This window comes from Arthrobacter sp. KNU40 (assembly GCF_051515115.1).
GTDB lineage: Bacteria > Actinomycetota > Actinomycetes > Actinomycetales > Micrococcaceae > Arthrobacter.
Genome location: NZ_CP195850.1, coordinates 1,420,166 through 1,444,716, shown reverse-complemented (window position 1 = coordinate 1,444,716; position 24,551 = coordinate 1,420,166). Strand labels below are relative to the sequence as shown.

At 63.8% G+C, this 24,551-nt stretch carries 23 protein-coding genes and 1 pseudogene; 10 read left to right on the top strand and 14 right to left on the bottom strand.

Annotation, left to right across the window (positions count from 1 at the left end; translation table 11 throughout):
- Positions 1 to 2 precede the first annotated feature (2 nt).
- On the bottom strand, positions 3 to 2,123 hold the full coding sequence (locus tag ACSKT0_RS06790) for an acetyl/propionyl/methylcrotonyl-CoA carboxylase subunit alpha (RefSeq protein ID WP_437773074.1): 2,121 nt from the start codon (positions 2,121 to 2,123) through the stop codon (positions 3 to 5).
- Between the two features lie 4 nt (positions 2,124 to 2,127).
- Positions 2,128 to 3,735: a carboxyl transferase domain-containing protein gene (locus ACSKT0_RS06785; protein WP_437773073.1), complete on the bottom strand. Its 1,608-nt coding sequence runs from the start codon at positions 3,733 to 3,735 to the stop codon at positions 2,128 to 2,130.
- A 151-nt stretch (positions 3,736 to 3,886) separates the two neighbouring features.
- Here ACSKT0_RS06785 and ACSKT0_RS06780 point away from each other — a divergent pair, with 151 nt between their 5' ends.
- A complete protein-coding gene (locus ACSKT0_RS06780; RefSeq protein ID WP_437773072.1) occupies positions 3,887 to 4,516 on the top strand; it encodes an SACE_7040 family transcriptional regulator in 630 nt (209 codons plus the stop codon).
- A gap of 81 nt (positions 4,517 to 4,597) precedes the next feature.
- On the opposite strand, the gene ACSKT0_RS06775 is transcribed toward ACSKT0_RS06780, so the two are convergent.
- From ACSKT0_RS06775 to pdhA, 3 genes are read right to left on the bottom strand one after another with little or no spacing between them, the layout of a single operon-like run.
- Positions 4,598 to 6,016 (bottom strand): dihydrolipoamide acetyltransferase family protein, encoded by a 1,419-nt coding sequence (locus tag ACSKT0_RS06775; protein WP_437773071.1) that lies wholly within the window; start codon positions 6,014 to 6,016, stop codon positions 4,598 to 4,600.
- Positions 6,013 to 7,023 carry an alpha-ketoacid dehydrogenase subunit beta gene (locus tag ACSKT0_RS06770; RefSeq protein ID WP_437773070.1) on the bottom strand — a complete coding sequence of 337 codons (1,011 nt, stop codon included), beginning with the start codon at positions 7,021 to 7,023 and terminating at the stop codon, positions 6,013 to 6,015. Before ACSKT0_RS06770 ends, ACSKT0_RS06775 begins: the two co-directional genes overlap by 4 nt.
- On the bottom strand, positions 7,023 to 8,189 hold the full coding sequence (pdhA, locus tag ACSKT0_RS06765) for a pyruvate dehydrogenase (acetyl-transferring) E1 component subunit alpha (protein ID WP_437773069.1): 1,167 nt from the start codon (positions 8,187 to 8,189) through the stop codon (positions 7,023 to 7,025). The genes ACSKT0_RS06770 and pdhA overlap by 1 nt, the downstream gene beginning before the upstream one ends.
- A gap of 195 nt (positions 8,190 to 8,384) precedes the next feature.
- Here pdhA and ACSKT0_RS06760 point away from each other — a divergent pair, with 195 nt between their 5' ends.
- From ACSKT0_RS06760 to ACSKT0_RS06750, 3 genes are all read left to right on the top strand, one after another.
- Positions 8,385 to 8,870 (top strand): Lrp/AsnC family transcriptional regulator, encoded by a 486-nt coding sequence (locus tag ACSKT0_RS06760; RefSeq protein ID WP_078105724.1) that lies wholly within the window; start codon positions 8,385 to 8,387, stop codon positions 8,868 to 8,870.
- 139 nt (positions 8,871 to 9,009) lie between these two features.
- Complete coding sequence (locus ACSKT0_RS06755) at positions 9,010 to 9,423, top strand: DUF4383 domain-containing protein (RefSeq protein WP_437773068.1); 414 nt, start codon at positions 9,010 to 9,012, stop codon at positions 9,421 to 9,423.
- 28 nt (positions 9,424 to 9,451) lie between these two features.
- Positions 9,452 to 10,015 (top strand): hypothetical protein, encoded by a 564-nt coding sequence (locus tag ACSKT0_RS06750; protein WP_437773067.1) that lies wholly within the window; start codon positions 9,452 to 9,454, stop codon positions 10,013 to 10,015.
- 77 nt (positions 10,016 to 10,092) lie between these two features.
- Here the strand turns inward: ACSKT0_RS06750 and ACSKT0_RS06745 are convergent, their stop codons facing one another.
- On the bottom strand, positions 10,093 to 11,709 hold the full coding sequence (locus ACSKT0_RS06745; RefSeq protein WP_437773066.1) for a solute symporter family protein: 1,617 nt from the start codon (positions 11,707 to 11,709) through the stop codon (positions 10,093 to 10,095).
- Positions 11,706 to 12,083, bottom strand: a complete 378-nt coding sequence (locus ACSKT0_RS06740; protein ID WP_437773065.1) for a DUF485 domain-containing protein — start codon at positions 12,081 to 12,083, stop codon at positions 11,706 to 11,708. Before ACSKT0_RS06740 ends, ACSKT0_RS06745 begins: the two co-directional genes overlap by 4 nt.
- Positions 12,084 to 12,245: 162 nt before the next feature.
- Here ACSKT0_RS06740 and ACSKT0_RS06735 point away from each other — a divergent pair, with 162 nt between their 5' ends.
- From ACSKT0_RS06735 to ACSKT0_RS06720, 4 genes are read left to right on the top strand one after another with little or no spacing between them, the layout of a single operon-like run.
- On the top strand, positions 12,246 to 13,412 hold the full coding sequence (locus ACSKT0_RS06735; RefSeq protein WP_236816591.1) for a histidine kinase: 1,167 nt from the start codon (positions 12,246 to 12,248) through the stop codon (positions 13,410 to 13,412).
- A gap of 15 nt (positions 13,413 to 13,427) precedes the next feature.
- The gene (locus ACSKT0_RS06730; protein ID WP_437773064.1) at positions 13,428 to 14,147 is read left to right on the top strand and encodes a LytR/AlgR family response regulator transcription factor; all 720 of its coding nucleotides are present in this window, start codon (positions 13,428 to 13,430) and stop codon (positions 14,145 to 14,147) included.
- Complete coding sequence (locus ACSKT0_RS06725; RefSeq protein ID WP_437773063.1) at positions 14,144 to 14,506, top strand: hypothetical protein; 363 nt, start codon at positions 14,144 to 14,146, stop codon at positions 14,504 to 14,506. Before ACSKT0_RS06730 ends, ACSKT0_RS06725 begins: the two co-directional genes overlap by 4 nt.
- Entirely contained in the window at positions 14,503 to 15,975 is a 1,473-nt protein-coding gene (locus tag ACSKT0_RS06720) for a cation acetate symporter (RefSeq protein ID WP_437773062.1), read from the top strand. Before ACSKT0_RS06725 ends, ACSKT0_RS06720 begins: the two co-directional genes overlap by 4 nt.
- A gap of 113 nt (positions 15,976 to 16,088) precedes the next feature.
- On the opposite strand, the gene ACSKT0_RS06715 is transcribed toward ACSKT0_RS06720, so the two are convergent.
- The 6 genes from ACSKT0_RS06715 to rpsB all read right to left on the bottom strand — a co-directional run bounded on the left by ACSKT0_RS06715 (position 16,089) and on the right by rpsB (position 21,033).
- On the bottom strand, positions 16,089 to 16,673 hold the full coding sequence (locus ACSKT0_RS06715) for a DivIVA domain-containing protein (protein ID WP_437773061.1): 585 nt from the start codon (positions 16,671 to 16,673) through the stop codon (positions 16,089 to 16,091).
- 21 nt (positions 16,674 to 16,694) lie between these two features.
- A complete protein-coding gene (locus ACSKT0_RS06710) occupies positions 16,695 to 17,618 on the bottom strand; it encodes a phosphatidate cytidylyltransferase (RefSeq protein WP_437773060.1) in 924 nt (307 codons plus the stop codon).
- Positions 17,618 to 18,175, bottom strand: coding sequence for a ribosome recycling factor (frr, locus tag ACSKT0_RS06705; RefSeq protein ID WP_078105729.1), 558 nt, complete (start codon positions 18,173 to 18,175; stop codon positions 17,618 to 17,620). Before frr ends, ACSKT0_RS06710 begins: the two co-directional genes overlap by 1 nt.
- 102 nt (positions 18,176 to 18,277) lie before the next feature.
- On the bottom strand, positions 18,278 to 19,015 hold the full coding sequence (gene pyrH, locus ACSKT0_RS06700; protein WP_437773059.1) for a UMP kinase: 738 nt from the start codon (positions 19,013 to 19,015) through the stop codon (positions 18,278 to 18,280).
- A 146-nt stretch (positions 19,016 to 19,161) separates the two neighbouring features.
- Positions 19,162 to 19,998, bottom strand: coding sequence for a translation elongation factor Ts (gene tsf, locus ACSKT0_RS06695; protein WP_234753056.1), 837 nt, complete (start codon positions 19,996 to 19,998; stop codon positions 19,162 to 19,164).
- 120 nt (positions 19,999 to 20,118) lie between these two features.
- Positions 20,119 to 21,033: a 30S ribosomal protein S2 gene (rpsB, locus tag ACSKT0_RS06690; RefSeq protein WP_437773058.1), complete on the bottom strand. Its 915-nt coding sequence runs from the start codon at positions 21,031 to 21,033 to the stop codon at positions 20,119 to 20,121.
- 434 nt (positions 21,034 to 21,467) lie between these two features.
- On the opposite strand from rpsB, the pseudogene ACSKT0_RS06685 reads away from it, so the two are divergent.
- A pseudogene (locus ACSKT0_RS06685) lies at positions 21,468 to 21,875 on the top strand (peptidoglycan DD-metalloendopeptidase family protein); the annotation flags it as partial.
- A gap of 120 nt (positions 21,876 to 21,995) precedes the next feature.
- On the opposite strand, the gene ACSKT0_RS06680 reads toward ACSKT0_RS06685, so the two are convergent.
- Entirely contained in the window at positions 21,996 to 23,186 is a 1,191-nt protein-coding gene (locus tag ACSKT0_RS06680; protein WP_437773057.1) for an acyl-CoA dehydrogenase family protein, read from the bottom strand.
- Positions 23,187 to 23,425: 239 nt separating this feature from the next.
- On the opposite strand from ACSKT0_RS06680, the gene ACSKT0_RS06675 reads away from it, so the two are divergent.
- Positions 23,426 to 24,529 carry a hypothetical protein gene (locus ACSKT0_RS06675; RefSeq protein ID WP_437773056.1) on the top strand — a complete coding sequence of 368 codons (1,104 nt, stop codon included), beginning with the start codon at positions 23,426 to 23,428 and terminating at the stop codon, positions 24,527 to 24,529.
- Positions 24,530 to 24,551: the final 22 nt, after the last annotated feature.

Here is a 24,551-nt window from a genome sequence, read left to right as displayed (position 1 = left end):
GGTTAGACTTCCTCGTCTTTCTGGTTTTCAGTCGGTTCTGCTGTGACTTCAGGGGTGGGTTCTGCCGCCACATGGATAGTCGCGAGGACTTGGTCAGCCTTGACGAGGTCCCCGGTCTTGCTGCTGAGGTGGACCGTGCCGGACACCGACGCCACCAGCTGATGTTCCATCTTCATTGCCTCGACCGCGAGGAGGACGTCGCCCGCTTCCACATGGTCGCCGTTCTGCACCGAAACGGAGACGACGGTTCCCGGCATGGGAGACCGGACTTCGGGATCCGCGGCGCCTTCTTCGCGCTGGATGCCCGCGAGGATCCGTTGGAGCCGGGCCTCGCGGTCCAGGATCTCGAGCCGGCAGGACCAGCCGTCGCTGCCGAGCCAAAGTTCGCGCGCCCCACGCCCCGGAGAGGGTGAGCCGTGCGCGAAGTGGTGATCAACGCCGTCGAGCACCAGCACCGCGTGCCCGGCGGGTCCCGGCCGCATTGAGGCAGAGTGCTCGGCGCCGCCATCCACGCGTGCCGTGAAGCCCGGCCCGTTCACCGTCAACCCCACGGTAGCCAGACCGCCGTCGGGACGGCCGATGGTGGTCTTCCACGGCGCCGGGGCGCCGACGCGCCAGCCATCGGTAGTGTTCCAGGGTGCTGCCGGCCCGAGCGGAGCCGGTTCCGAGCGGTTCAGCAATTCCGAGCGGTTAAGCAGGGCCGCCCCGACCAACTCGACGTCGGTCACTTGCCGGAATTCCATCCTGTCCAGCTTGCGCTCGATCAAGCCGGTGTCGAGGCGGCCGGCGCGGACGTCGTCGTCGTTGATCAGGAGCCGCAGGTACTCAACGTTCGTGTGCACACCCAGCAGCGTGTAGTCCCCCAGTGCGTGATCCAGGGTGTCCAGCGCCGCTTTGCGGTCAGGGCCCCAGGCAATGACCTTCGCGAGCATGGGATCGTAGTCGCCGGTGACGGACAGTCCCGAAAGCATGGCGGAGTCGACGCGGACGTGCGGATCGTTGCTGGCCCGTTCCCGGAGCGTCACGATCTCGCCGATGGATGGCATGAAACCGCGTTCCGGCACCTCCGCGTAGACGCGCGCCTCCACCGCGTGGCCGTCAAGCACGACGTCGGACTGCGCCACTGTGAGGACCTCGCCTGCCGCAATGCGCACTTGCCATTCGACAAGATCGACGCCCGTCACCATTTCCGTGACAGGGTGCTCCACCTGGAGGCGGGTGTTCATCTCCATGAAGAAGAAGTGTTCCGGGTCCTGGTCCGAGACGAGGAACTCGACTGTGCCCGCACCGCTGTACTTGACGCTTCGGGCGGCCTGGCAGGCGGCCTCACCGATCCTTGCCCGGACTTCTGCGCCGTTCACAAGGGACTCCAGCAAAGGGGACGGTGCTTCCTCGATGACTTTCTGGTGGCGGCGCTGGAGCGAGCATTCGCGTTCGCCGAGGTGGATGACGTTGCCGTGGTTGTCGGCGAGGACCTGGACCTCGATGTGCCGGGGCGACTGGATGAGCCGCTCAAGGAACAGAGTGTCGTCACCGAAGGCGCTCGCCGCCACGCGTCGGGCCGTCAGCAAGGTGGCCGCCATATCCCCGAGCCGCTCCACGATGTGCATCCCTTTGCCACCGCCCCCGGCCGAGGGCTTGATGAGCAGGGGGAAGCCGACGCCGGGCGCCGCCTCGATGAGTGCCTCGTCGCTCAAGCCTGGTTCGGCGATGCCCGGAACGCACGGGACGCCGTAGGACATGACGTGGTTCTTGGACCGGATCTTGTCGCCCATGATCTCGATGGCGTCAATGCCGGGGCCGATGAACGCGATGCCTGCCGCGTCCAGGGCCTTGGCGAACTCCACGTTTTCGGCCAGGAATCCGTAACCAGGGTGGACGGCTTGGGCACCGCTTTGCAGGCAAGCATCGATGATGGCGTCTATCCGCAGGTAGCTGTCCGCCGCAGCGGCTGTACCGATGCGGACGGCAGCGTCTGCTTCCCGCACGTGGCGGGCCCCGGCGTCGGCGTCTGAATAGACCGCCACCGAACGGATGCCCATGGCCTTGAGGGTGCGGATGACGCGGCAGGCGATCTCACCGCGGTTGGCGACGAGGACGGTGTCGAAGGAGTTGATTGTCATGGGGTCACATCCGGAAGAGGCCGAAGGAGGTTTCCGGCAGGGGTTGGCGGGAGACGACGTCGAGGGCCATGCCCAGGACGCGCCGGGTGTCTGCGGGGTCGATAATGCCGTCGTCCCAGAGCCGGGCGGTTGAGTAATAGGGGCTGCCCTGGTCCTCATACTGCTGCTTGATGGGGGCTTTGAAGGCTTCCTCGTCCTCGGCGGACCATTCCTCGCCGCGGGCCTCGTATTGCTCGCGTTTGACGGTGGCGAGCACGCTGGAGGCCTGGTTGCCGCCCATGACCGAAATCCGGGACGCCGGCCACATCCACAGGAAGCGGGGTGAGTAGGCCCGGCCGCACATCGAGTAGTTTCCGGCACCGAAGGACCCGCCGATCACCACGGTGAGCTTGGGCACGCGGGCGGTGGCGACGGCGGTGACCATTTTGGCGCCGTTCTTGGCGATGCCGCCGTGCTCGACGTCCTTGCCGACCATGAAGCCGGAAAGGTTCTGGAGGAAAACCAAGGGAATGCCACGCTGGTCGCAGAGCTCAATGAAGTGCGCGCCCTTGAGGGAGGACTCGCTGAACAACACGCCGTTGTTCGCCACGATGCCCACTGGATGGCCATGGAGCTTCGCGAACCCCGTCACCAGTGTGGTGCCGTAGTTCTTCTTGAACTCGTGGAACCTCGAGCCGTCCACGAGCCGGGCGATGACTTCGTGAACGTCGTATTGGGCGTTGACGTCCGTCGGAACTGCACCATAGATTTCGCCCGGGTCGACAACGGGCTCGACGGCGGTGTCCACGTCCCACGCGGGGGCTGCCGGCTTGGGCAGGGTGGCAACGATGTCGCGGACGATCTGCAGGGCGTGCTCGTCGTTTTCGGCGAGGTGGTCCGTCACACCGGAAATACGCGAGTGGACGTCGCCGCCGCCGAGTTCCTCGGCCGTGACGATTTCACCGATGGCGGCCTTCACGAGGGGCGGGCCACCCAGGAAAATGGTGCCCTGGTTGCGGACAATGACGGTTTCGTCGCTCATGGCGGGCACGTAGGCACCACCGGCCGTGCAGGACCCCATGACCGAGGCGATCTGCGGGATCTTCGCAGCAGACATCTTCGCCTGGTTGAAGAAGATCCGGCCAAAGTGTTCCTTGTCCGGGAACACCTCGTCCTGCTTGGGCAGGAACGCTCCCCCGGAATCCACGAGATAGACGCACGGCAGTTTGTTTTCCAGCGCGATTTCCTGGGCCCGGAGGTGCTTCTTCACCGTCATCGGGTAGTACGTGCCGCCCTTGACCGTCGCGTCGTTGGAAACCACCATCACCTGGCGGCCATGGACCAAACCGATCCCCGCGATCACACCGGCGCCCGGGGAATCATCGTTGTACATCCCGTTGGCCGCGAGCGGGGCGACCTCCAGGAACGGGCTTCCCTCGTCCAGCAAATAGTTGATGCGCTCCCGCGGCAACAACTTGCCCCGGGAGATGTGCCGCTCACGCGACTTCTCCGGGCCACCGAGGGCGGCCACGGCAAGGCGCTTCTTCAGCTCGTGCACCAGTGACAGTTGCGCTTCCTCGTTGGCCGCGAACTGATCGCTGCTGGTATCCAGCTGGCTGGCGAGTGTCTCCATCGACTGTGTCCCATCCCGGCCCATGGGCCATCTCAGTTAGTACCGCATAACTGGAATTTAGGTTAGTCTCTATTAACTGTGTTGTCCATTACCCCGGCACCGGGCCTGCCCGGTATCGGCGCTGAATTGGACGCGTGCAAAAGGAGGAATTGTGGTCACCTTCCAGCGGAGCTCCCAGCAGGACGGCCAGGCACCGACCCAGCGAAGCCAAGCCAAGGAAACACGGCGCAAGGCCCTCCTGACCGCTGCAGCCGGGTTGTTCGCCGCCGACGGTTTCAACCGCGTGTCCCTTGAGGACCTGGGGGCCGCGGCAGGAGTCAGCGGCCCTGCGGTATACCGGCATTTCCCGGGAAAACAGGCCGTGTTGGCCGAGCTGCTGTTGAGTGTGAGCCGGAATCTGCTCGACGGCGGCCGCACGGTGGCGTCCGAGGCCCTCGACGCCGAGGCTGCGTTGCGCGGATTGGTGGAGTTCCACGTGGACTTCGCCCTCAGCAACCCCGATGTCATCCGGGTCCAGGACCGCGACTTCAGCAACCTCAGCGACCCCGACCAGGCCGAAGTCCGCACCCTGCAGCGCAACTATGTGGAACTGTGGGTGGGTGTGCTCGGCGAACTGCATCCCGACACGGATCCTGCCGAACTACGCGTCCGCGCCCACGCAGCCTTCGGCCTCATCAACTCGACGCCCCACTCGGTCCGGCACCACGGACGACGCATGGCGGTCAAAAGCGCCCGGCCCATCCTCGAACGCATGGCACTGGCCGCCCTGATGGTGCGCTAGCTTGGCCCAACTAGCTCGCAGTTGTTGTCGTTATGAGCCGTCAAAACGACAACAACTGCGAGTTAGTTGGGCCTGATCGGGCTAGATCATGGTCATGACGGTTGCGGGGTCGGACAGGATCGCGCCCAAATCGGCCAGGAATTTCGAGCCCTGTTCGCCGTCCACCAGCCGGTGGTCGAAGGACAGGCTCAGTGACATCACCTGGCGCACCGCGAGTTCGTCGTTGTGCACCCAAGGAGCTTTGCGCACTGATCCCAGCGCCACGATGGCAGCCTCGCCCGGGTTCAAGATGGGGGTTCCGGCGTCGATCCCGAACACGCCGATGTTCGTGATGGAAATGGTGCCGCCCGTCAGATCTGCAGGGGAGGTCTTGCCTGAACGCGCGGTGTCCGTGAGAGCGGACAAAGCCGTGGACAGTTCCAGCAGCGTCATCTTGTCCGCGTCTTTGATGTTGGGAACAGTCAGTCCCCGCGGCGTGGCGGCGGCGATACCCAGGTTCACGTAGTTGAACTGCACGATCTCCTGCGCGCCTTCGTCCCAGTGGGAGTTCAGCGTCGGGTTCCGGCGCAGGGCAATCAAGACTGCCTTCGCCGCGATGGTCAACGGCGTGAGCTTGTACCCGGCAAACTCGCGGCTGGCTTTGAGCCGCGTCAGCAGTTCCATCGTGGGCGTGACGTCAACGGTCAGGAACTCCGTCACGTGCGGCGCCGTGAAAGCACTCTGCACCATCGCAGCGGCCGTGAACTTGCGGACTCCCTTGATAGGCGTCCGCGTCTCCCGCTCGGCGGAAACCCCGACGGCGGGAACGGCGACCGGTGCGGCCTCGGGAACCGAGACCTGTGCCTGGGCTCCGGCCGCGAAGTCCTGGACGTCGGAACGGGTGATCAAGCCTGCCGGCCCGGTTCCCGTGACCAGCGCGAGGTCAATTCCAAGATCCCTCGCCAACTTGCGGACCGGAGGCGTGGACCGTGGACGCTCCTGCTCCACCACGGGCTCGTTTGGAACGGCGGGCGGTGCGGGCTGTTCAACGACAGGAACGGGCTCGACGGCGGGAACGGGTTCCGGGGCGGGCTCGCGTTCGGCGGGGCCCCCGTCAAACATCCGCTGGCGTCGCGCCGGGCGTCCGGACTTTTCGACGACGGCGCCATAGCCTACGAGGTTCGGCTCACGCTTCGCCGCGGCCTCCGCCGTGCTTTCCGTGGAGGCGGCCTCACCGGAACCGGCAACGCCGGAAGGCGCAGTTCCGTCGTCGTCGACTTCAAAGGAAACGATCGGCTTGCCGACCTCCACAACGGAGCCGGCCTGTTCGTGCAGAGCGGCCACGGTTCCGGCGAAGGGTGAGGGCAACTCAACCACGGCCTTGGCCGTCTCGACCTCGGCAATGACCTGGTTCAGGGTCACGGTGTCCCCCACCGCGACCTTCCAACTGAGGATTTCCGACTCAGTGAGTCCTTCGCCGAGGTCGGGCAGCCTGAATTCCTTGATCATGGTGGCGCTCATCCTTCCAGCCCGCTCAGGGAGTTGCCGCGGCCGAGTGCCCGGTCCACACCGTCAAGAATCCTGTCCAGATCGGGCAGGTGGTGCATTTCGAGCTTTGAGTACGGGTACGGGATGTCGAATCCGGTGATCCGGACCGGCGCGGATTCAAGGTAGTTGAAGCACCGCTCGGTAATGCTGGCAGCAATTTCGGCGCCGAGCCCGCCGGACTGCGCGGCCTCGTGGGTGATGACGAGCCTGCCGGTCTTTCGGACGGACGCCTCCACTGCCTGGAAGTCGATCGGAGCCAGCGAGCGCAGGTCGATGACCTCCACGGAGACTCCTTCGTCGGCGGCGGCCATGGCCGCGTCGTTCGCGGTCTTCACGAGCGGGCCGTACGTCACCAAGGTGACGTCGCTGCCTGGTGTGACGACCTTGGCCTTCTCCATGGACAGCGCCATGGAAAGTTCCGCGGTCTCATCCACTTCGCCCTTGTCGTGGTAGCGGCGCTTGGGCTCGAAGTACAGCACCGGATCATCCGAGGCGATGGCCTGCTGGATCATGGTGTACGCATCCTGCGGGTTGGAGACGCTGATGACGCGCAGGCCCGAGGTGTGGGTGAAGTACGCTTCCGGAGACTCGGAGTGGTGCTCGGGTGAGCCGATTCCGCCGCCGAAGGGAACGCGGATGGTGATGGGCATCTTGACGCGGCCCTGTGTCCGGTAGTGCATCTTGGCTACCTGGCTGACGATCTGGTCGAAAGCCGGGTAGATGAAGCCATCGAATTGAATTTCGCAGACCGGCCGGTAGCCGCGGTAGGCCAATCCGACGGCGGTGCCGATAATCGCGGATTCCGCCAAGGGAGTGTCAACCACCCGGTGTGTGCCGAAGTCTTTCTGGAGGCCGTCGGTGACCCGGAAAACACCGCCGAGCGCACCGATGTCCTCGCCCATGAGGATAACTTTGGGATCGTTTTCGAGGGACTTGCGCAGGCCGGCGTTGATGGCGCGGGCGAAGGTCAGCTTGCTCATCAGAGTGCACCTTCCTGGGTTGATCCGCTGAAGCTTTCCAGATAGCGGGAGTAGTGGTCCTTCTGGCGTTCGATCCAGGAGTTGGGAGTGCTGTACACGTGCTTGAAGAGGTCGAGCGGCTGGGGATCGGGCATATTGATGACTCCTGCCCTCAAGCTCTTTGCGACCTCGTCCGCTTTGGCCTGGGTCTTGGCTTCAAGCCCTTCCGTCAGGAGGCCCTTGGTCCGAAGCAGCGCCTTGAGCCGGCTAATCGGGTCCTTGGCCGCCCAGTCCTCAAGCTCGTTGGCGTCGCGGTAACGGGTGGGATCATCCGCCGTCGTGTGCGGGCCCATGCGGTAGGTCACGGCTTCGATGAACGTAGGTCCGCCGCCCTTGCGGGCCCGGTCCAGCGCAATCCGGGTGACCGCCAGAACAGCCAGGACGTCGTTCCCGTCGACCCGCATGCTGGGGATTCCGAAGCCCGAGGCACGGTCGGCGATCTGGATGTGTGACTGGATCCGGACCGGTTCGGAGATGGCCCAGTGGTTGTTCTGGCAGATGAAGACCACGGGCACTTGGAAGCTCGCCGCGAAGACCATTGCCTCGTTGACGTCGCCTTCGCTCGTGGCGCCGTCGCCGAAGTAGGCAACTGCAACGGAGTCTGCACCGTCGTACTGGATGCCCATCGCGTAGCCGGTGGCGTGCAGCGATTGCGAGCCGATGATGATCTGCTGGGTGGCAATGTTGTGGCGGTACGGGTCCCAGCCGGCCGAAGCATTGCCGCGCCAGGCGCGGACCAAGTCTGTTGGTTCCACGCCGCGGCAGTAGGCGACGCCGTTGTCACGGTAGCTGGGGAAGACAAAGTCGTCGTCCCGGAGGGCCCGGCCCGAACCGATCTGCGACGCTTCCTGGCCAAGCAGCGGCGGCCACAAGGCCAGTTCGCCCTGACGCTGCAAGGCCGTGGCCTCGGCGTCGATGCGCCGGATGACCATCATGTCCTCATACAGCGAGCACAGTTGCTCGTCCGTAACATCGCTGACCCAGAGATCGAACTCCGGGTGGCTGATGCGTTCCCCTTCCGGGGAAATCAGTTGGACCAGATCCCCGCCGGTCCGACGCGGGCTTGCTGCACTGATTCCGGGATTCGAAGCCTTGTAGGCGTCCTGGCCGGGTTCGTCCGTCAACACAGTTGATCGCACCTTTCAGCTCGTGCTCGCAGGCCTTTGGAGGGACTTGTGATCCAACCGCGGGCCAGCATCCGGGCGTCGTCGCCTGGATTAATTGTGACCCTACTCACAATGCTCATTGGGTACAACCACCGCTGAAAATTCTGCGCATTCTGCCCTATCCAGACGGTGGGCACCGTGCTAACGTTGCGCATTATGCAAGCTTTGGATGGCACCGACACACGCCTGCTTTCGGCCATGGCGAAGGACCCCCGCGGCACGGTTGTCGCCTTGGCGCAGAAGCTGGGATTATCGCGGAATACGGTTCAGGCGCGGATGGCCCAACTGGAAAAGAAGCACGCGTTTCTCTCCTTCGAGCGGCGCATCAACCCTGCGGCCCTGGGCTATCCCCTCATGGCGTTCATCTCGGTGCATGTGCAGCAGCAAAAGCTTGGACAGCTTGCCTTGGACCTCGCGGAAATCCCGGAAATCCTGGAGGGGTACGGCCTGACCGGTTCGGCTGACCTGCTGCTGCGGGTGGTGGCGCTCGACGCCGAGGATTTGTTCCGGATCAACGGCAAGATCCTTGCGTGTGACGGAGTGGAACGAACCGACACCGCCATGTCGATGGGCGAATTGATTCCCTTCCGGGTGCAGCCGTTGTTGAACCGGAACACCAAGAAAGCGCTCCGTACCGGCTGAGTCGGGACAACGTCGAAAAAATTCGTCCCATCCCACCCATCCATAACCCCGGGTGGTCCGAATAACTGGTTGAGAGCCCCGTCCGGGGTTTCGAACACAAGGCCGGATATGAAACCGGCCATACCGGAAGGTTTGGACCATGCGCACTTCGCCCAACCGCCTGATCGCCACCATCTTTGGCGCCGTCTACCTGCTCGTGGGTGTCGTTGGATTCTTCGTCACCTCGGGAATTGGATTCTTCGCCACCGAGGGTGCCAATCTGATCATCTTTGCGGTAAACCCCCTGCACAACATCATCCACCTCGCCATCGGCGCCGCCCTTCTCTACGCGGGCATGAACAGCACTGTGCTGTCCAAGACCATCAACACCACGGTCGGCGCGGTCTACTTGCTTGTCGGCATCCTCGGACTGTTCCTTGTGGGCTCCGCCCTTAACATCATTGCCCTCAACGGCGCAGACAACGTCCTGCACCTCGCAAGCGCAGTGGTGCTCCTCGGCATCGGGCTCTCGCAGGACAAGGTTCCGGCCGCCACCGCCAGGGCCCACGTCTAGAAACCTCGAAACCCATAAGGAGCCGTCCGTGTCAGCTCAAGCAGCGACGTCCGTTGGACCCACCGCCGGGGCATCCCTCACCCTGTTTTCGTGCTTCGCGGGCATGGGGGCCGGCCTCGTGGAACTTTCCATCGCATCGAGCTACATTTCGAGCCGGGGACCGCTGGTGTGGGCGGGCGGCGTCTTCGCGGCCTGGGGCCTGGCGCTGCTGGCGAGCTCGATTGCCAGTCTCCAGCGGGGGCGGCTCCGGTTCCGTAAGCCGACAACCATGGGCCTCCTCGTCGCCGTCATTGTCCATGTTGGATTCCTGGTTGGCGGCATGGCCCAAAGAGTGCTCGACGGCGGGCATCTGGCGGCTCTTTTCCTGGTCCTGATGGCTCTGGGATCCTCTGCCTGGCTCGCCCGCAGGTTCCTAGAGGACGACGGCGGAGCCACCTCGGGTTCCCCGAGGGCCGGCGCGCTCTTAGGGGCTGCCTTCGCCGCCGCCGTCGTCGTCGCAGCAATTACGACGCCGGGCCTCGCCGCCTCGGTGGCCGGAGCGCACGCCGTCCCGCACGGAGAGCACTCGCTGCCGGGCGGCCATAACCACTAAGGCGTCCCGCCAATCTGCAGCAGAAATCCCTCCCACACTGAGTGCGGGAGGGATTACTGCTTGTTGGACCGGTAGGCCTAGTGGTTCACCGCTTTCTCGGCTCCGACGCCGGTCAGGGAACGGACTTCCATCTCGGCCTGCTTCGACGTGTCTTCGCGCCGCTTGTCCAGGACGGTTCCGAGCCAGCCAAGCAGGAAGGCGAGCGGAATGGACACGATACCCGGGTTGCTCAGCGGGAAGATCGCGAAGTTAGCGCCCGGGATCATTGACGTTTTGGCACCGGAAACAACCGGCGACAAGGCAATCAGGATGATGGCCGCCGACAGTCCGCCGTACATGCTCCACGTGGCGCCCTGGGTGGTGAACTTCTTCCAGAACAGGGAGTAGAGGATGGTCGGCAAATTCGCTGATGCCGCCACTGCGAAGGCGAGGGCGACGAGGAACGCTACGTTCTGGCCATTGGCGAAAATACCGCCAATGATCGCAAGGACCCCGATGACCACCACGGTCCGCCGGGCCACTTTGACCTCGGTTCCGGCGCCGGCCTTGCCCTTGGAAATGACGTTTGCATAGATATCGTGGGCGAACGACGTCGCTGCCGTGATCGTCAAACCGGCCACCACCGCAAGGATCGTAGCGAACGCGACGGCCGAGATGAAGCCGAGCAGCAAAGGCCCGCCCAGGTGGAACGCCAGGAGCGGCGCAGCGGAGTTCACCCCGCCCGGGGCCGATTTGATGGTGTCGGCTCCAACGAGGGCTGCCGCGCCGTAGCCGAGGACCAGGGTAAACAGATAGAACAACCCGATCAGCCAGATGGACCAGACCACCGATTTGCGGGCTTCCTTCGCCGTGGGCACAGTGTAGAAGCGCATCAGCACGTGTGGCAGGGCGGCCGTGCCGAGGACGAGTGCCAAGCCGAGGGACAGGAAGTCCAGCTTGGAGGTCTCGGTCTTGCCGTACTGCAGGCCGGGGTTCAGCACGTTGGGGTTCTTGGCAGAGTCTGCGGCAGCACCCAACAGGTTCGACAGGTTGAAGCCGTAGATGGACAGCACCCAGAGCGTCATGACTGCCGCACCGCAGATGAGCAGCACGGCTTTGATGATCTGGACCCAAGTGGTGCCCTTCATTCCTCCGATCAGCACGTACATGATCATGAGGGCGCCGACGACGACAATCACCAAGGCTTGTCCGCCCCAGTCGCTGATGCCCAGGAGCAAGGAAATGAGGCTTCCGGCGCCGGCCATCTGCGCCAGCAGGTAGAAAAAGCAGACGACCAAAGTCGTGAGGGCCGCGGCGATCCGCACCGGTCGCTGGCGCAGCCGGAAGGAAAGCACATCGGCCATGGTGAACTTACCCGTGTTGCGCATGAGTTCGGCGACAAGCAGCAACGCGACAAGCCATGCGACGAGGAACCCGATCGAATACAGGAAGCCGTCGTAGCCGTTGACGGCGATCGCCCCGGTGATCCCGAGGAAGGAGGCCGCGGAGAGGTAGTCGCCGGCGATGGCGGTGCCGTTCTGCGAACCGGTGAACGAGCGCCCGGCGGCATAGTAGTCGGCAGCCGTTTTGTTGTTCCGGCTGGCCCGGAGGACGATCACCATGGTGACCAGGACAAACAGGGCGAAGATTCCCATGTTCAACAGCGTGGTGTCCTTCAGAGCGGCAACGTTGACCATCGGGACCATGGCACTCATTTCGCTGCCCCCCTCACGGTGCTGCCCTTGTCGAACTCATGGCCCTCGATCTCATTTCGGATTTCCGTGGCTATCGGGTCCAGTTTGCTGTTGGAGTAGTGAACGTACCAGCCCGTAATTCCGAAAGTTGAGACGAACTGCAGCAGGCCCAAGACCAAGCCGACGTTGATGTTGCCCCACAGCTTGGTGGACATGAAGCCCACCGCGTAGTCAGCCAGCAGGACGTAAGCGAAGTACCAAAGCAGGAATGCGATGGCCATTGGAAAGACAAAACTGCGGTGGCGCTTGCGAAGCTCCTGAAACTGCCCCGTTTGCTGGACTTCCTGGAAATCAACGGACGCTGCTGCGTCCGGTGTCTGGGCCTCGTTACCCATGGCTTCCTCCTGGTTGTGGACGTCTACATCGACCACACTCCTGGCCGATGTGACTGGAATCACTATCCGCCCGGCGGCTGCGCCACTTCCAGATTCACCGGCACAGGCGTCGCCCAGCGGGCACGTTGCTGCGCCGAACGGTGGGTTCGCTAGTCTTGCTCCATGCCGGATTCCCCGCTCGTCACCGCCGCCGCCATTGCGGTCATCGTGCTCGCCGTGGCGATCGTCGTCGGGGTCGGCCTCAAGGTGATCCGTTCCTTCCGCGAACTGGGAACCGATGCCGAGAGGGCCACCTACCAGACCCTGCACGCGGCGTCGCGCGCGGGACAGCACCTGCGCACCGGGCTCCACGCGGCGGGAGCGGCCAAGGCGAGCAAGCAATTGCGTTCCCTGCTTGGCTGCGACGCCCTGGCGATCACCGACACCGAGTCAGTCCTGGCGTGGGATGGCGCGGCGGAAGAACTCAAAGCGGTACTGATGGAGCTCGCCTCGGGAGTGCTCTCCGACGGGCGGACCGTGGTTGTCCCGGCTTCGCACGCACTGAACGCCGTCGTCGCGCCGATCAGGGCCGGAAACCGCGTGGTGGGAGCCGTCGCAGCCTTCGCCCCGCAAACCGGTGCCGGGTTGGTCCGCGCGACAAGCGAGCTGGCCGACTGGGTGGCCGTGCAAGTCGAATTGGCCGAGCTCGATGCTTCACGCACCTTGCTCATGGAGGCCGAAGTCAGGGCCCTGCGCGCACAAATCAGCCCCCACTTCATCTACAACTCGCTCAACGCAATTGCCTCATTCATCAATACTGACCCCGCCAGGGCGAGGGAGTTGGTGGTCGAGTTCGCGGATTTCACCCGGTATTCCTTCCGCCGCCACGGTGATTTCACCACCCTGGCGGAGGAACTTCGGAGCATCGACCGCTACTTGCTGTTGGAGAAGGCACGCTTCGGAGACCGGGTGCAAGTGAGCCTCCGGATCGCGCCCGAAGTCCTGAGCACTGTGATTCCCTTCCTGAGCCTGCAACCGCTCGTGGAAAACGCCGTGCGCCATGGGCTTGAAGCGAAGGAAGGACCCGGGCACATCACCATCTGCGCCAACGACTCCGGGGCGTTCGCGGAGGTCACCATCGAGGACGACGGCGTGGGCATTGATCCGGAACACCTGCGCTCTGTCCTGGCGGGGCACGCCGACGGCGACCACGTTGGACTGCGAAACGTCGATGCCCGACTTCGGCAGGTCTACGGGGACGAACACGGCCTCGTCATCGAAACCGCACCGGGCGAGGGCACCTTGATCACCATCCGCGTGCCAAAGTCCCAGCCGAGCCATGATGCCTGAGGCTAACCTATAACCATGATCAACGTACTCGTCGCCGACGACGAGCTCCCCGCCGTTGAAGAGCTCGCCTACCTGCTGGGTCGGGACGAGCGCATCGGTGCCATCCACCGCGCAGTCTCGGGCGCCGAAGCCCTCAGCGCCCTCGAAGCGGAATCCGTGGACGCTGTCTTCCTGGACATCCACATGCCCGCGCTTTCCGGTTTGGACATCGCCCGCGCCATCTCGCGCAGCGCCCGCCCTCCCGCCGTCGTCTTCGTCACCGCCGACGAGGACTGTGCGCTTGAGGCGTTCGAACTGGCCGCGGTCGACTATCTGCTCAAACCGGTGCGTGCCGAGCGCCTGGCGAGGTCCATCAGCCGCATCAGCGAGCTCATCAAGGACGGCAGCAAGGTGCCCGAGATGATCACCGTCGACCAAGGCGGAACCACCCGCATGATCCGGAGGGACGACGTCAGCTACGTCCAGGCTCAGGGAGACTACGCCCGGCTGCACACCGCGGAGGCGAGCTACCTGATCCGGGTATCCCTGAGCGACCTCGAACAGCAGTGGGCGGAAGCCGGATTCATCCGCATCCACCGCTCCTATCTGATGTCCCTCAACCACGTGGGGCATATGAAACTCGCCGCGGCCCGGCCAAGTGTCACCGTTGCCGGCGCCGAACTGCCGATCAGCCGCAGGCATCTTCCGGCCGTGCGGGACAAACTCGAGGCCACCCGGATCCGGCCACAAGGATGACCCGCGTCAGGGTCACGGCCCCGCAGTCAGCTGCCCGGATAGCCCCGATGCGTCCATACCATTCGCGCGAGGCCGCCGAGGACTCGGACGTCGGGCAGGTCTTCGTCCGGTCACTCATCCGTTCGCAGTTGCGCCTGGCTGTGGTTGTGGCTTCCGGATTCCTGCTGGTCCTGGCCGCCTACGGCTCCATGGTGGCGCTGGTCCCCCCGCTCGCGCAAATGCGGATTCTCGGCATCCCGGTCAATTGGATCATTCTTGGAGCGGCACTTTATCCGGTGATCGGCCTGAGCGCCTGGCTGTACAACCGCTCCGCGGCAAGGAACGAAGCCCGCTACCGCGATCTTGTGGAGGAGAAGTGAATCCCGCCGTCGGGCTCGCCGCTTTTGTGGGTGTCGCGCTCGCGACGGCGGCGATCGGCTTCTACGGCTTGCGCATTTCGCGCACCACCGGCGACTTTTACGTGGCATCCCGCACTGTCCGGCCATGGTGGAACGCCTCGGCGATCGGCGGCGAATACCTGTCGGCCGCGAGTTTCCTGGGGGTCGCAGGACTGATCCTACTGACCGGGACGGATGCTCTGTGGTTCCCCGTGGGCTACACGGCCGGCTACCTGATGCTGCTGCTGTTCGTGGCCGCGCCCTTGCGACGATCGGGCGCCTACACGATTCCGGATTTCACGGAGGCCAGGCTCGAGTCGAAAGCCGTTCGACGCGTGACGAGCCTTATCGTCGTGGCAGTCGGATGGCTCTACATCGTGCCGCAGCTTCAAGGCGCCGGGCTCACCATCCGGATCAGCACGGGATTGCCTTCCTGGGTGGGCTCCATCGCCGTCGTCGCCGTGGTCTGCGTGACGGTAGTGGCCGGTGGCATGCGCTCCATCACCTTCGTCCAGGCTTTCCAATACTGGCTCAAGTTAACGGCGTTGGCAGTGCCTGTCGTGTTCCTGCTGCTGAACCAGACCGGCGGCGGCTCACCGGTCCTTGCGGAGGCATCCAGCAATCCCACGGGCCTCCCCGCAGCCGGGCTCTACCAGACTGTCTCGCTCCTGGTGGCACTGCTTTTCGGAACGCTGGGACTCCCCCACGTCCTTGTGCGCTTCTACACCAACCCGGACGGCCAATCGGCCCGCCGGACCACCCTTATCGTGCTGGGCCTGTTGTCGGTCTTCTATTTGTTCCCGACGGCGTCCGGCCTGCTCGGGCGGGTCTTCGCACCTGAGCTTGCACGCAACGGACGGCCCGACGCCATGGTCCTGCTGCTGCCTGGAAAGCTGCTCGGTGGCGTGCCCGGCGATCTGCTGTCGGCGTTGGTGGTCGCTGGCGCATTTGCCGCATTCCTCTCGACGACGTCGGGATTGGTGGTTTCGCTGGCCGGCGTTATCAGCCAGGACCTTCTTGGCGGGAGCGTGCACGGATTCCGGGTGGCCACCCTCCTGGCGGTCGCCGTCCCCCTGGCTTTTGCGTTCACCACGGATTCGATGGCCCTGGCCGGCAGTGTAGGGCTGGTGTTCGCTTTCACGGCGTCCACCATTTGTCCGGTCCTGGTCCTGGGCATTTGGTGGCGGGGCCTGAGCGACGCAGGCGCGATTGCCGGCATGCTGACGGGAGCCGTCCTGTGCGGGGGTGCGCTCGTATCGAGCACGATCATCGGTTCCGCCGCGCCCGGATGGATTGCCCAGCCCGCGGCGTGGACGGTTCCGGCCGCGTTTGCCGTGATGGTGCTCGTCTCGCGGGCCACGAAACACCGGATCCCCGGGACCGTGACCCGGCTTATGACCAGGCTCCATGTCCCGGAACGGCCGGTGGCCACGGAGCGCCAGCTCCGTTGAGGGATTTCGGCCGAGGGCGCTGAAGGCGCCGGGCGCTGAAGGCGCCGGGCGCTGAAGGCGCCGGGCGCTGAAGGCGCCGGGCGCTGAAGGCGCCGGGAGCCCGGCTGTCTTTGCTAGTCGATCGCCGCCATGAGCTCGACGACCCGGTCTAGGAAAGCATCAACCTGCGCCTCTTCGTAGCCGTCGCGCCCGCGGGCCTCGGAGAATGCGGCTCGGCGGACGTTGTCGACGCTCAACGGTTTGTCGTTCTCCAGGTAACCGATCAGGGAGACGCACAAGGCATCGACCTCGGCGATGTTGTAGCTCCGCGCACGCTTCTTGTCCGGCCGGCGGAAACGTTCGCCATCGGGCCTGTGCAAACGGCCGCGCAACACTCCGGAGAGTTTGCCGATTTTCAGCAACCAGGCGTCCTCGCCTTCGGCAGCGATCAGCTCGTCGCGTTCACGCCGGGCGAAGGCATCTTCGAGGCGGTCCAATGCGGCGTCCACAGCGGTGGCGTCGTAGCCCCCCTTGACAGGATCAAACGAAACCGCACGGACATCGCTGCTGCCGATTTTCTCCGAGGCCTCGGCCCTGTTTTCAAAAGACAACCGGGCGCGCTGGAAAAACTGGTCCACTTGCTTTGCGTTGTAGCCGTACTTGCTGTGCGCCACGCGCTCAAATGCTGCGGGGATCTGGCGACGAATGTCCACTGCCACTGCTTTCCTTCTGGGTGGTTGTCAGGCGCCGCTCAACAGCGCGAAAAGAATATATGCTGACGGAGCCGCGAAGACGATCGAGTCGAGCCGGTCCATGATCCCGCCGTGTCCGGGCAGGATGCTACTCATGTCCTTGACGCCAAGTTCCCGTTTGACCATGGACTCCGCGAGGTCACCGGCGGTAGCCGCGGCCACCATGCCTACGGCAAGCACCACGCCGACCCACCAGGGCCTGCCCAGGACGAAGATGCTGGCGAGGATCCCGATGACCATGGCGCCTGCCACCGAGCCAGCGAACCCTTCCCAGGTCTTTTTGGGGCTGATCTTGGGAGCCATCGGATGCTTGCCGAACAGCGCCCCGACGAGGTACCCGAAAGTATCGTTGGACACTACCAGCAGCAACATCACGGCAATCTGCCAGGCACCCGCCGGAACCTGCCCGGCGGGCCAGGGACCCGCCGTCGTCGCTCCCCCGCCCGTGTGGAGAGGCAGGATGGCAAAGCTGATCAGGAAAGGCACCCAGGCAAGCGTGAAGATTCCGGAGAAGACGCTGCGCGGAGCGCCGGCAGCGCTTTCAAGCGAACGCCAGAGCAGGACGGCCGTGCTGCTCAGCACCATCGCGAAGAGCAGGCTTTCGGTGCCACCGAAGTAAGCCGCCAGCGGCATCGCCACGGTACCGGTCAGCACGGGGATGATCGGCATCCTGGTGCCCTGGGCTTCGAGCGCACGAAAAATTTCCCACACGCCGAGGACCGCAAACGCGGTGGTCAGGAGAACGAAACCCAGCGGCAGGAACAGCAGCCCGCCGAGAACGGCAAAGAGCATGGCGAGCCCGACGCCGATGGCGGCCGGAAGATTCCGGCCGGCCTTGGGCGTTGGGTTGCCTCGTTGGCGTCTGGCGCGGGTGGGAATTCCCTGCGCGGGCGCCGGCTCAGCCTCGCTCATCAGACCTCGAGCAGCTCGGCTTCCTTGCGCTTGAGGAGCTCGTCGATACCGTCGACGTGTGCCTTGGTGATCGCGTCGAGTTCCTTTTCGCCGCGGGCACCCTCGTCTTCGCCGGCTTCGCCGTCCTTGACGAGCTTGTCCAGGGCGTCCTTGGCCTTGCGCCGGATGCTTCGGATGGAAACCTTTGCGTCCTCACCCTTGCCCTTGACGATCTTGACGTATTCCTTGCGGCGTTCCTGGGTGAGCTCCGGGATGGTGATCCGGATGACGTTGCCGTCGTTGGACGGATTGGCGCCGACCTCGGAGTCGCTCAAGGCCCTTTCGATGTCGCGCATTGAGGTCTTGTCAAAGGGCGTGATCAGGATGGTCCTGGCGTCCGGAATAGCGAAGGAAGCCAGCTGCTGCAGAGGTGTGGGGGTGCCGTAGTATTCCACGATCACCTTGTTGTAGAGTCCGGGGTTCGCACGACCGGTACGGATCGACGCGAAATCCTCCTTGGCTACCTCGACCGCCTTGTCCATCTTTTCCCCGGCTTCGAGCAAGGTTTCTTCGATCACGGTTTCTCCTCAGAAATAGTCGCGCCCCGGTCCACGGGCCGCAATGCACAATAAATTTCCGCCCCTGCGGGCGGAAGAGTCCTAGAAATATCCTAGCCCTTGCTAGGGGGTGACCAGGGTGCCCAGCTTTTCGCCGAGAATGGCCCGGGTGACGTTCCCTTCGCCTTCCATGCCGAAGACAACCATGGACAAATTGTTGTCCTTGCACATGGTCATGGCCGTCTGGTCCATGACGCGGATGTCACGGCGCAGGGCCTCGTCGTAGCTGAGCTTTTCGAGTTTCTCGGCCGTGGGATCCTTCTTGGGATCCGCGGTGTACACGCCATCCACACCGCTCTTCGCCATGAGGACGACGTCGGCATGCACTTCGAGTGCACGCTGGGCCGCCACGGTGTCAGTGGAGAAGTACGGAAGACCTGCGCCTGCACCGAAGATGACGACGCGGCCCTTCTCCATGTGGCGGATGGCACGGCGCGGAATGTAGGCCTCGGCTACCTGTCCCATCGTGATGGCGCTCTGAACGCGGGTCTCGACGCCGGCCTGCTCCAGGAAATCCTGCAGCGCCAGGCAATTCATGACAGTGCCGAGCATTCCCATGTAGTCGGCGCGGGAACGGTCCATGCCGCTCTGTGACAGTTCGGCGCCGCGGAAGAAGTTACCGCCGCCGACGACGATTGCCACCTCGACCTCGGAAACAGCGGCGGCGATTTGCTTGGCGATGGCGCGGACGGTTTCCGGGTCCACACCAAGCTTCCCGCCTCCGATGACCTCGCCGGACAGCTTCAGCAGTACACGACGACGGGTCTTCTCCGGATGGCTTGCAGTGTTCTCGGTTTCCATGGTGCCTTCCCGTTTGTGGACTCTGGCTAGATTATCTTGCTGGGGGCCGGGCAGAAAGCTGCCGGCCGTGGATGCACTCGGTGCGGGCCTGTCGTTGCATGCAAAAGGGGCGGCCACCGAAGTGACCACCCCTTTTGTATGTCTAACTAGTTTCCGACGCGGAAACGGGCAACGGCAGTTGCCTTGACACCGGCCTCTTCGAGGACCTGTGCAACGGTCTTCTTGGAGTCCTTGGCGAATGCCTGGTCCAGGAGAACTTCACCCTTGTAGAAGCCCGTCACGCGGCCTTCGACGATCTTGGTGAGAGCGGCTTCCGGCTTGCCTTCGGCCTTGGCGGTCTCTTCGGCGATGCGGCGCTCGGACTCGACCAGCTCGGCCGGGACGTCTTCGCGGCTCAGGTAGTTCGGGGCCATTGCTGCAACGTGGACGGCAACGTCGTGGGCTGCGGTAGCAGCGGCGTCGCCCTCGCCCTCAACGGCGAACAGGACGCCGACCTGGGCCGGGAGGTCCTTGGAGGTCTTGTGCAGGTAAGCGTCAACCGTGCCGCCTTCAATGCGGGCAATGCGGCGGACAACAACCTTTTCGCCGAGAACGGCGCCTTCTTCGACGACAACCTCGGAAAGGGGCTTGCCGTCGACGTCGATGGCCAGCAGGGTCTCGAGGTCGGCAGCGCCGGACTCGACGGCGACGGCCAGGACCTTGTCGGCCAGCTGGATGAACTTGTCAGCCTTGGCGACGAAGTCGGTCTCGCAGTTGACCTCGATCATTACGCCAACGCCGCCGGTGACCTTGGCTGCAACCAGGCCTTCAGCGGTGGAGCGGCCTTCACGCTTGGTAGCGCCCTTGAGGCCCTTGATGCGGATGATCTCGATGGCCTTCTCGGCGTCGCCGTTGGCCTCGTCAAGAGCCTTCTTGACGTCCATCATGCCGGCGCCGGTGCGCTCGCGCAGGGCCTTGATGTCAGCAGCAGTGTAGTTCGCCATGTGAACCCCTCTGTCTAGAAATTTATGTGTTTACGGACTGACAGGACGGCAGCCCACCTAGTGGGCCGCCATCCTGTCAGTAGCTCCCCGCATCGAAATTGGTGCGGGAAAGGTCCGGATTTACTTGTCTGCTTCGGCTTCGCCAGCAGCAGCTTCGGTGGCCTCGGCGGCCGGGGCTTCGACAGCTTCCGCAGCCGGAGCTTCAGCAGCTTCTGCAACCGGGGCTTCGGCCGGAGCCTCAGCAACCGGAGCTTCAGCAGCTTCGGCCTTGCTGCCTTCGAGGAGCTCGCGCTCCCACTCAGCCAGCGGCTCTTCCGGAGCCTCTGCAGCACCGGTTGCGCGCTGGTTACGGGCGATGAGGCCCTCAGCAACGGCGTCGGCAACCACGCGGGTCAACAGGTTTACGGAGCGGATGGCGTCGTCGTTACCCGGGATCGGGAAGTCAACTTCGTCGGGATCGCAGTTGGTGTCCAGGATGGCAACAACCGGGATGTTCAGCTTCTTGGCTTCGTCAACAGCCAGGTGTTCCTTCTTCGTGTCAACAACCCACAGAACGGAAGGAGCCTTGGTCAGGTTGCGGATACCACCGAGGTTGGTTTCCAGCTTGGTGAGTTCACGGCGAAGGAGCAGGAGCTCCTTCTTGGTGTAACCCGAGCCTGCGACGTCCTCGAAGTTGATCTCTTCGAGTTCCTTCATGCGCTGGATGCGCTTGGCAACGGTCTGGAAGTTGGTGAGCATACCGCCCAACCAACGCTGGTTGACGTACGGCTGGCCAACACGGGTAGCCTGCTCGGAAATTGCTTCCTGAGCCTGCTTCTTGGTGCCGACGAACAGGACGGTGCCGCCGTGGGCGACAGTAGCCTTGACGAACTCGAAAGCGCGGTCGATGTAGGACAGCGACTGCTGAAGGTCAATGATGTAGATGCCGTTGCGCTCCGTGAAGATAAATCGCTTCATCTTCGGGTTCCAACGACGGGTCTGGTGTCCAAAGTGGACGCCGCTGTCAAGCAGCTGGCGCATAGTTACGACGGGCATGCCGACGCTCCTTCCGGCAGGTCATTCATGAGAGAGCCACACGGGCCGCTCTTACCCTGCCAATAGTTGACGGTTAATTAGCCGGACCCGAACGGGCCGTGGCTCCTGGCATCCATTGCACTTCTCATCCGGCCAATGACTCGCCGGACCGCAAGAGGCACAATCCTCCGCAGCACTGAATCCATGAGGATTCGCAGTTGGAGGGTTGGATACGCGTAGTCAGCCTGGGACCCCCGCGCAACTGAATGAGAAGCGCTTCTGAACAAGCTTGAGGGCACAGCAAACTGCTCCACCAAGTGTACTACAGCGCCTCCAGCCTTATGACCGCAAAGCCCCGGATTCAGCCTCCATCCTCCGGCAGGTTTCCCGCACCGTTTTCCACATAGCCGAACTGGCGGCTTCCGGACACTCCGGCGCCGACGAAGGCTTGGTCCATGAGAACTGCACATCTTCCGGCCCACGTTCTTTTGCTCGTTGCCTTGGGCACGGCGCCTGCCGCCGCGTCGTCGCCGCCGGGCGCGACCAGCCCGTCCGGAATCCGCCCGGGCTGGGCGTGGCCGCTCTCCCCCAAGCCGGCGGTCCTGCGCGGCTTCGACCCTCCGGACAAGCCGTGGTTGAGCGGGCACCGCGGCGTGGATTTACGAGCAGCGGACGACGGCGTCACAGTCGCCACGCCCGCCGACGGCACCGTGAGCTTCGTGGGCGTCGTGGTGGACCGCCCGGTGATCACCATCGACCACGGGGGCGGGCTACGGAGCAGCTTAGAGCCCGTGGACAGCGAACTCGCAGAGGGCGCCACGGTCAACAAGGGCCAATCCATCGGCGTAGTGAGAATCGGCCACTGCGCGGGATCACCGTGCCTCCACTGGGGAGTGCGGAATGGGGACGACTACGTCAACCCGCTCGCCTTCGTCACGGATCTCCGGCCTTCCGTGTTGCTTCCGCTACACGATGTGCTGCCTCTAGACGATGGCGGAAATGCCCGTGATGGCCCTTCCCGTGACAAGGGTGTTGATTTCGTGGGTGCCCTCGTAGGAGTAGATCGCCTCGGCGTCGGCGAAGATCTTTGCCATCCCATAGTCCGTGACAATGCCGTTGCCGCCCAGGATGCCGCGGCCCAGGGCAACGCTTTCGCGCATGCGGGCCGTAGTGAAGGCTTTCGCCAGCGCGGACTGCTCGTCCTTGGCCACGCCGGCATCCTCAAGTTGAGCGAGACGGACCATCATGCCCATGGAGCTCACTGTGTTGCCCAGGATCTGCACGAGTTGTTGCTGCACCAATTGGAACGATGCCAGGGGCCTCCCGAACTGCATCCGTTCAACCGCGTAGCGGCGGGCGACGTCGAATGCCGCAAGCTGCTGGCCCACAGCCTGCCACGCGACCGAAAGCCGCGTGACTTTGAGCACCTTGTTGGTGTCCCTGAAGCTGTTGGCATTGGCCAGTTTGAAGAAGTCCGGGACCACCACGTTCTCAAGGGTGATATCGGCGTTCTGGACGGTGCGCAGCGAGATCTTGTTCTCGATCTTGCTGGCCTTGAAACCGGGGAGGCTCGTGTCCACCAGGAACCCCTTGACCTGGTTGTCGCCGAGGTCGCGGGCGAAGACCACAACCCAGTCCGAGAAAGTGGCATTGCCGATCCAGCGCTTGGCCCCGTTGAGGATCCAGTTGCCGCCGTCGCGGCGCGCAGTGGTCCGGGTGCCGCCTGCGACGTCCGAGCCGCCCAATGGCTCGGTCAGCCCAAAGGCGCCGATCTTCTTGAGGGAGTATATGTCGGGCAGCCAGGCGTCCTGCTGCTCTCGAGATGCCAGCGCTTCGATGGAGCCAGTGAACAAGCCATCATGAACGCCCATGAACGTGGCAATCGAGGCATCGGCGCGGGTTGCCTCTGCGTGCACAAGGCCAGCGAACACGTTGGAATAGCCTTGCCGCCTGACCGGACTGACGAGGTCAATCTCGGCCAGTTTGGGAATCAGGTCCATGGGGAATTCCCCGCGGTTCCAGCAATCGACGGCAATCGGTTTGACCTCACGGGAAAGGAAAGCCCGGATCTCGGCCAGTCGGTCCTGCTCCTTGCCCGTGAGCAATTGCTCAAAGCCATAGAAGTCGCCGTCGGCGTACGGGAGATCCTCGAGGTCGATTGCTGCCTTGGACATGACACTCCTTCGCGTAAGTTACTGGTGAGTAACTTACAGCAATGACAGTGCTCCACACAAGCAAGCAGGTGCACCGACCTCTTGGCGGACTGCTGTCTTGCGTAGCGTCATCGTCCGAAGCGCGAATGGTTGCCGTTAACCTCCGGGTCTCCCGGTGTTTGCCCTTTACAGGGTTCCCTCCCAGCCCGCCTCCATAGGTTGGCGGGGACATCGTTTCCCCAATCTAAGGACGATTTTCAATGCCTGTTACACCCAACAAGCTCAAGCGGACCTCGATGGTATTGATCAGCGCCGCAGTCGCTGCTTCTACTCTTGCCTCCGTTGCCCTGCCGGCATCCGCCGCTGACGAGGGCGAAGCACACGCCGCGGCCGCTGGATTCACCGTGAAGACCTTCTCCCCGGTCGGCACCGAGTCAGCACCTGACGACATCACGCGGATGGGCGACTCCGTGTACGTCTCGTTCCAGAATGGCGTAGGCCCCTTGGGCGAGGCTTCTGCAAACGGCACCACAGCCAGCACTGTTCAGCAGTTCAGCCTCGACGGAAAGCCCGGCAAGTCCTGGCAAGTCACGGGCAAGGTTGACGGGCTTACGGCCGATCCGGAACACCACCGTCTCCTCCTCACCGCCAACGAGGACGGCAACTCGAGCTTCTCGACCCTCAGCCCTGAGCAGGCCAAGCCGCTGACCACGTACACATATTCGGGCCTCACCCACGGTGGGGGAACCGATGCCGTATCTGTCGTGAACGGCAAGATCCTCGTCAGTGCCTCGGCGCCGGTTGATACTTCGGGTCCCGCCGCCTATTCCGTCGCATTGGAAGGCGCCACCGCCAAACTGACGCCCCTTTTCGGCGACAGCGCTAAGGCTACCGCAGCCAATGGCCCCCAGGCTGGAAAGGCGACCACGCTCGGCCTCACGGACCCGGACTCCAACACACAGGTTCCGGCGGCCGCTCCGCGGTTCAAGAACTCGTTCATGCTTGATGCGCAGGCGGACCAGCAGTTGATCTTCGCTTCCAACCCGGGCAGCAGCAAGCAAGCTCTCCAGGTGCTTTCGGTTGCCCAGCCCTTGGATGACACCGTCTTCGCGGCCCACTCCAACCAGACCCTCCTGGTCACGGATCCGAAGGACAACAAGGTCTTCTCCATCACTGGCCCGTTCAAGGCCGGCGAAGCCGTCTCCACGGTGGTGCCCGACGCCGGACCCGCCTACCTGGCAAACCTGGACTTGGGAACGGGCGCTCTCGCCCCGATCAAGGAACTCGCCTCCATCCAGCCCAAGGGCTTGATGTTCACCGGCGGCGCCGGGGACGACTCCAACGAAGGTCAGCGCTCCGAGTAACGCCCGCATTCGAAAGAACCCC

Excerpts from the sequence above, each read along its gene's own strand:
- pyrH (WP_437773059.1), bottom strand. The coding sequence starts at position 19,015 with ATGGAAACCGAGAACACTGCAAGCCATCCGGAGAAGACCCGTCGTCGT.
- ACSKT0_RS06755 (WP_437773068.1), top strand. The coding sequence starts at position 9,010 with ATGCGCACTTCGCCCAACCGCCTGATCGCCACCATCTTTGGCGCCGTC.
- ACSKT0_RS06735 (WP_236816591.1), top strand. The coding sequence starts at position 12,246 with ATGCCGGATTCCCCGCTCGTCACCGCCGCCGCCATTGCGGTCATCGTG.
- ACSKT0_RS06740 (WP_437773065.1), bottom strand. The coding sequence starts at position 12,083 with ATGGGTAACGAGGCCCAGACACCGGACGCAGCAGCGTCCGTTGATTTC.
- ACSKT0_RS06710 (WP_437773060.1), bottom strand. The coding sequence starts at position 17,618 with ATGAGCGAGGCTGAGCCGGCGCCCGCGCAGGGAATTCCCACCCGCGCC.
- ACSKT0_RS06775 (WP_437773071.1), bottom strand. The coding sequence starts at position 6,016 with ATGAGCGCCACCATGATCAAGGAATTCAGGCTGCCCGACCTCGGCGAA.
- ACSKT0_RS06675 (WP_437773056.1), top strand. The coding sequence starts at position 23,426 with ATGCCTGTTACACCCAACAAGCTCAAGCGGACCTCGATGGTATTGATC.
- rpsB (WP_437773058.1), bottom strand. The coding sequence starts at position 21,033 with ATGCCCGTCGTAACTATGCGCCAGCTGCTTGACAGCGGCGTCCACTTT.
- ACSKT0_RS06785 (WP_437773073.1), bottom strand. The coding sequence starts at position 3,735 with ATGGAGACACTCGCCAGCCAGCTGGATACCAGCAGCGATCAGTTCGCG.
- ACSKT0_RS06760 (WP_078105724.1), top strand. The coding sequence starts at position 8,385 with ATGCAAGCTTTGGATGGCACCGACACACGCCTGCTTTCGGCCATGGCG.
- ACSKT0_RS06770 (WP_437773070.1), bottom strand. The coding sequence starts at position 7,023 with ATGAGCAAGCTGACCTTCGCCCGCGCCATCAACGCCGGCCTGCGCAAG.
- ACSKT0_RS06680 (WP_437773057.1), bottom strand. The coding sequence starts at position 23,186 with ATGTCCAAGGCAGCAATCGACCTCGAGGATCTCCCGTACGCCGACGGC.
- ACSKT0_RS06790 (WP_437773074.1), bottom strand. The coding sequence starts at position 2,123 with ATGACAATCAACTCCTTCGACACCGTCCTCGTCGCCAACCGCGGTGAG.
- ACSKT0_RS06725 (WP_437773063.1), top strand. The coding sequence starts at position 14,144 with ATGACCCGCGTCAGGGTCACGGCCCCGCAGTCAGCTGCCCGGATAGCC.
- tsf (WP_234753056.1), bottom strand. The coding sequence starts at position 19,998 with ATGGCGAACTACACTGCTGCTGACATCAAGGCCCTGCGCGAGCGCACC.
- ACSKT0_RS06745 (WP_437773066.1), bottom strand. The coding sequence starts at position 11,709 with ATGAGTGCCATGGTCCCGATGGTCAACGTTGCCGCTCTGAAGGACACC.
- ACSKT0_RS06730 (WP_437773064.1), top strand. The coding sequence starts at position 13,428 with ATGATCAACGTACTCGTCGCCGACGACGAGCTCCCCGCCGTTGAAGAG.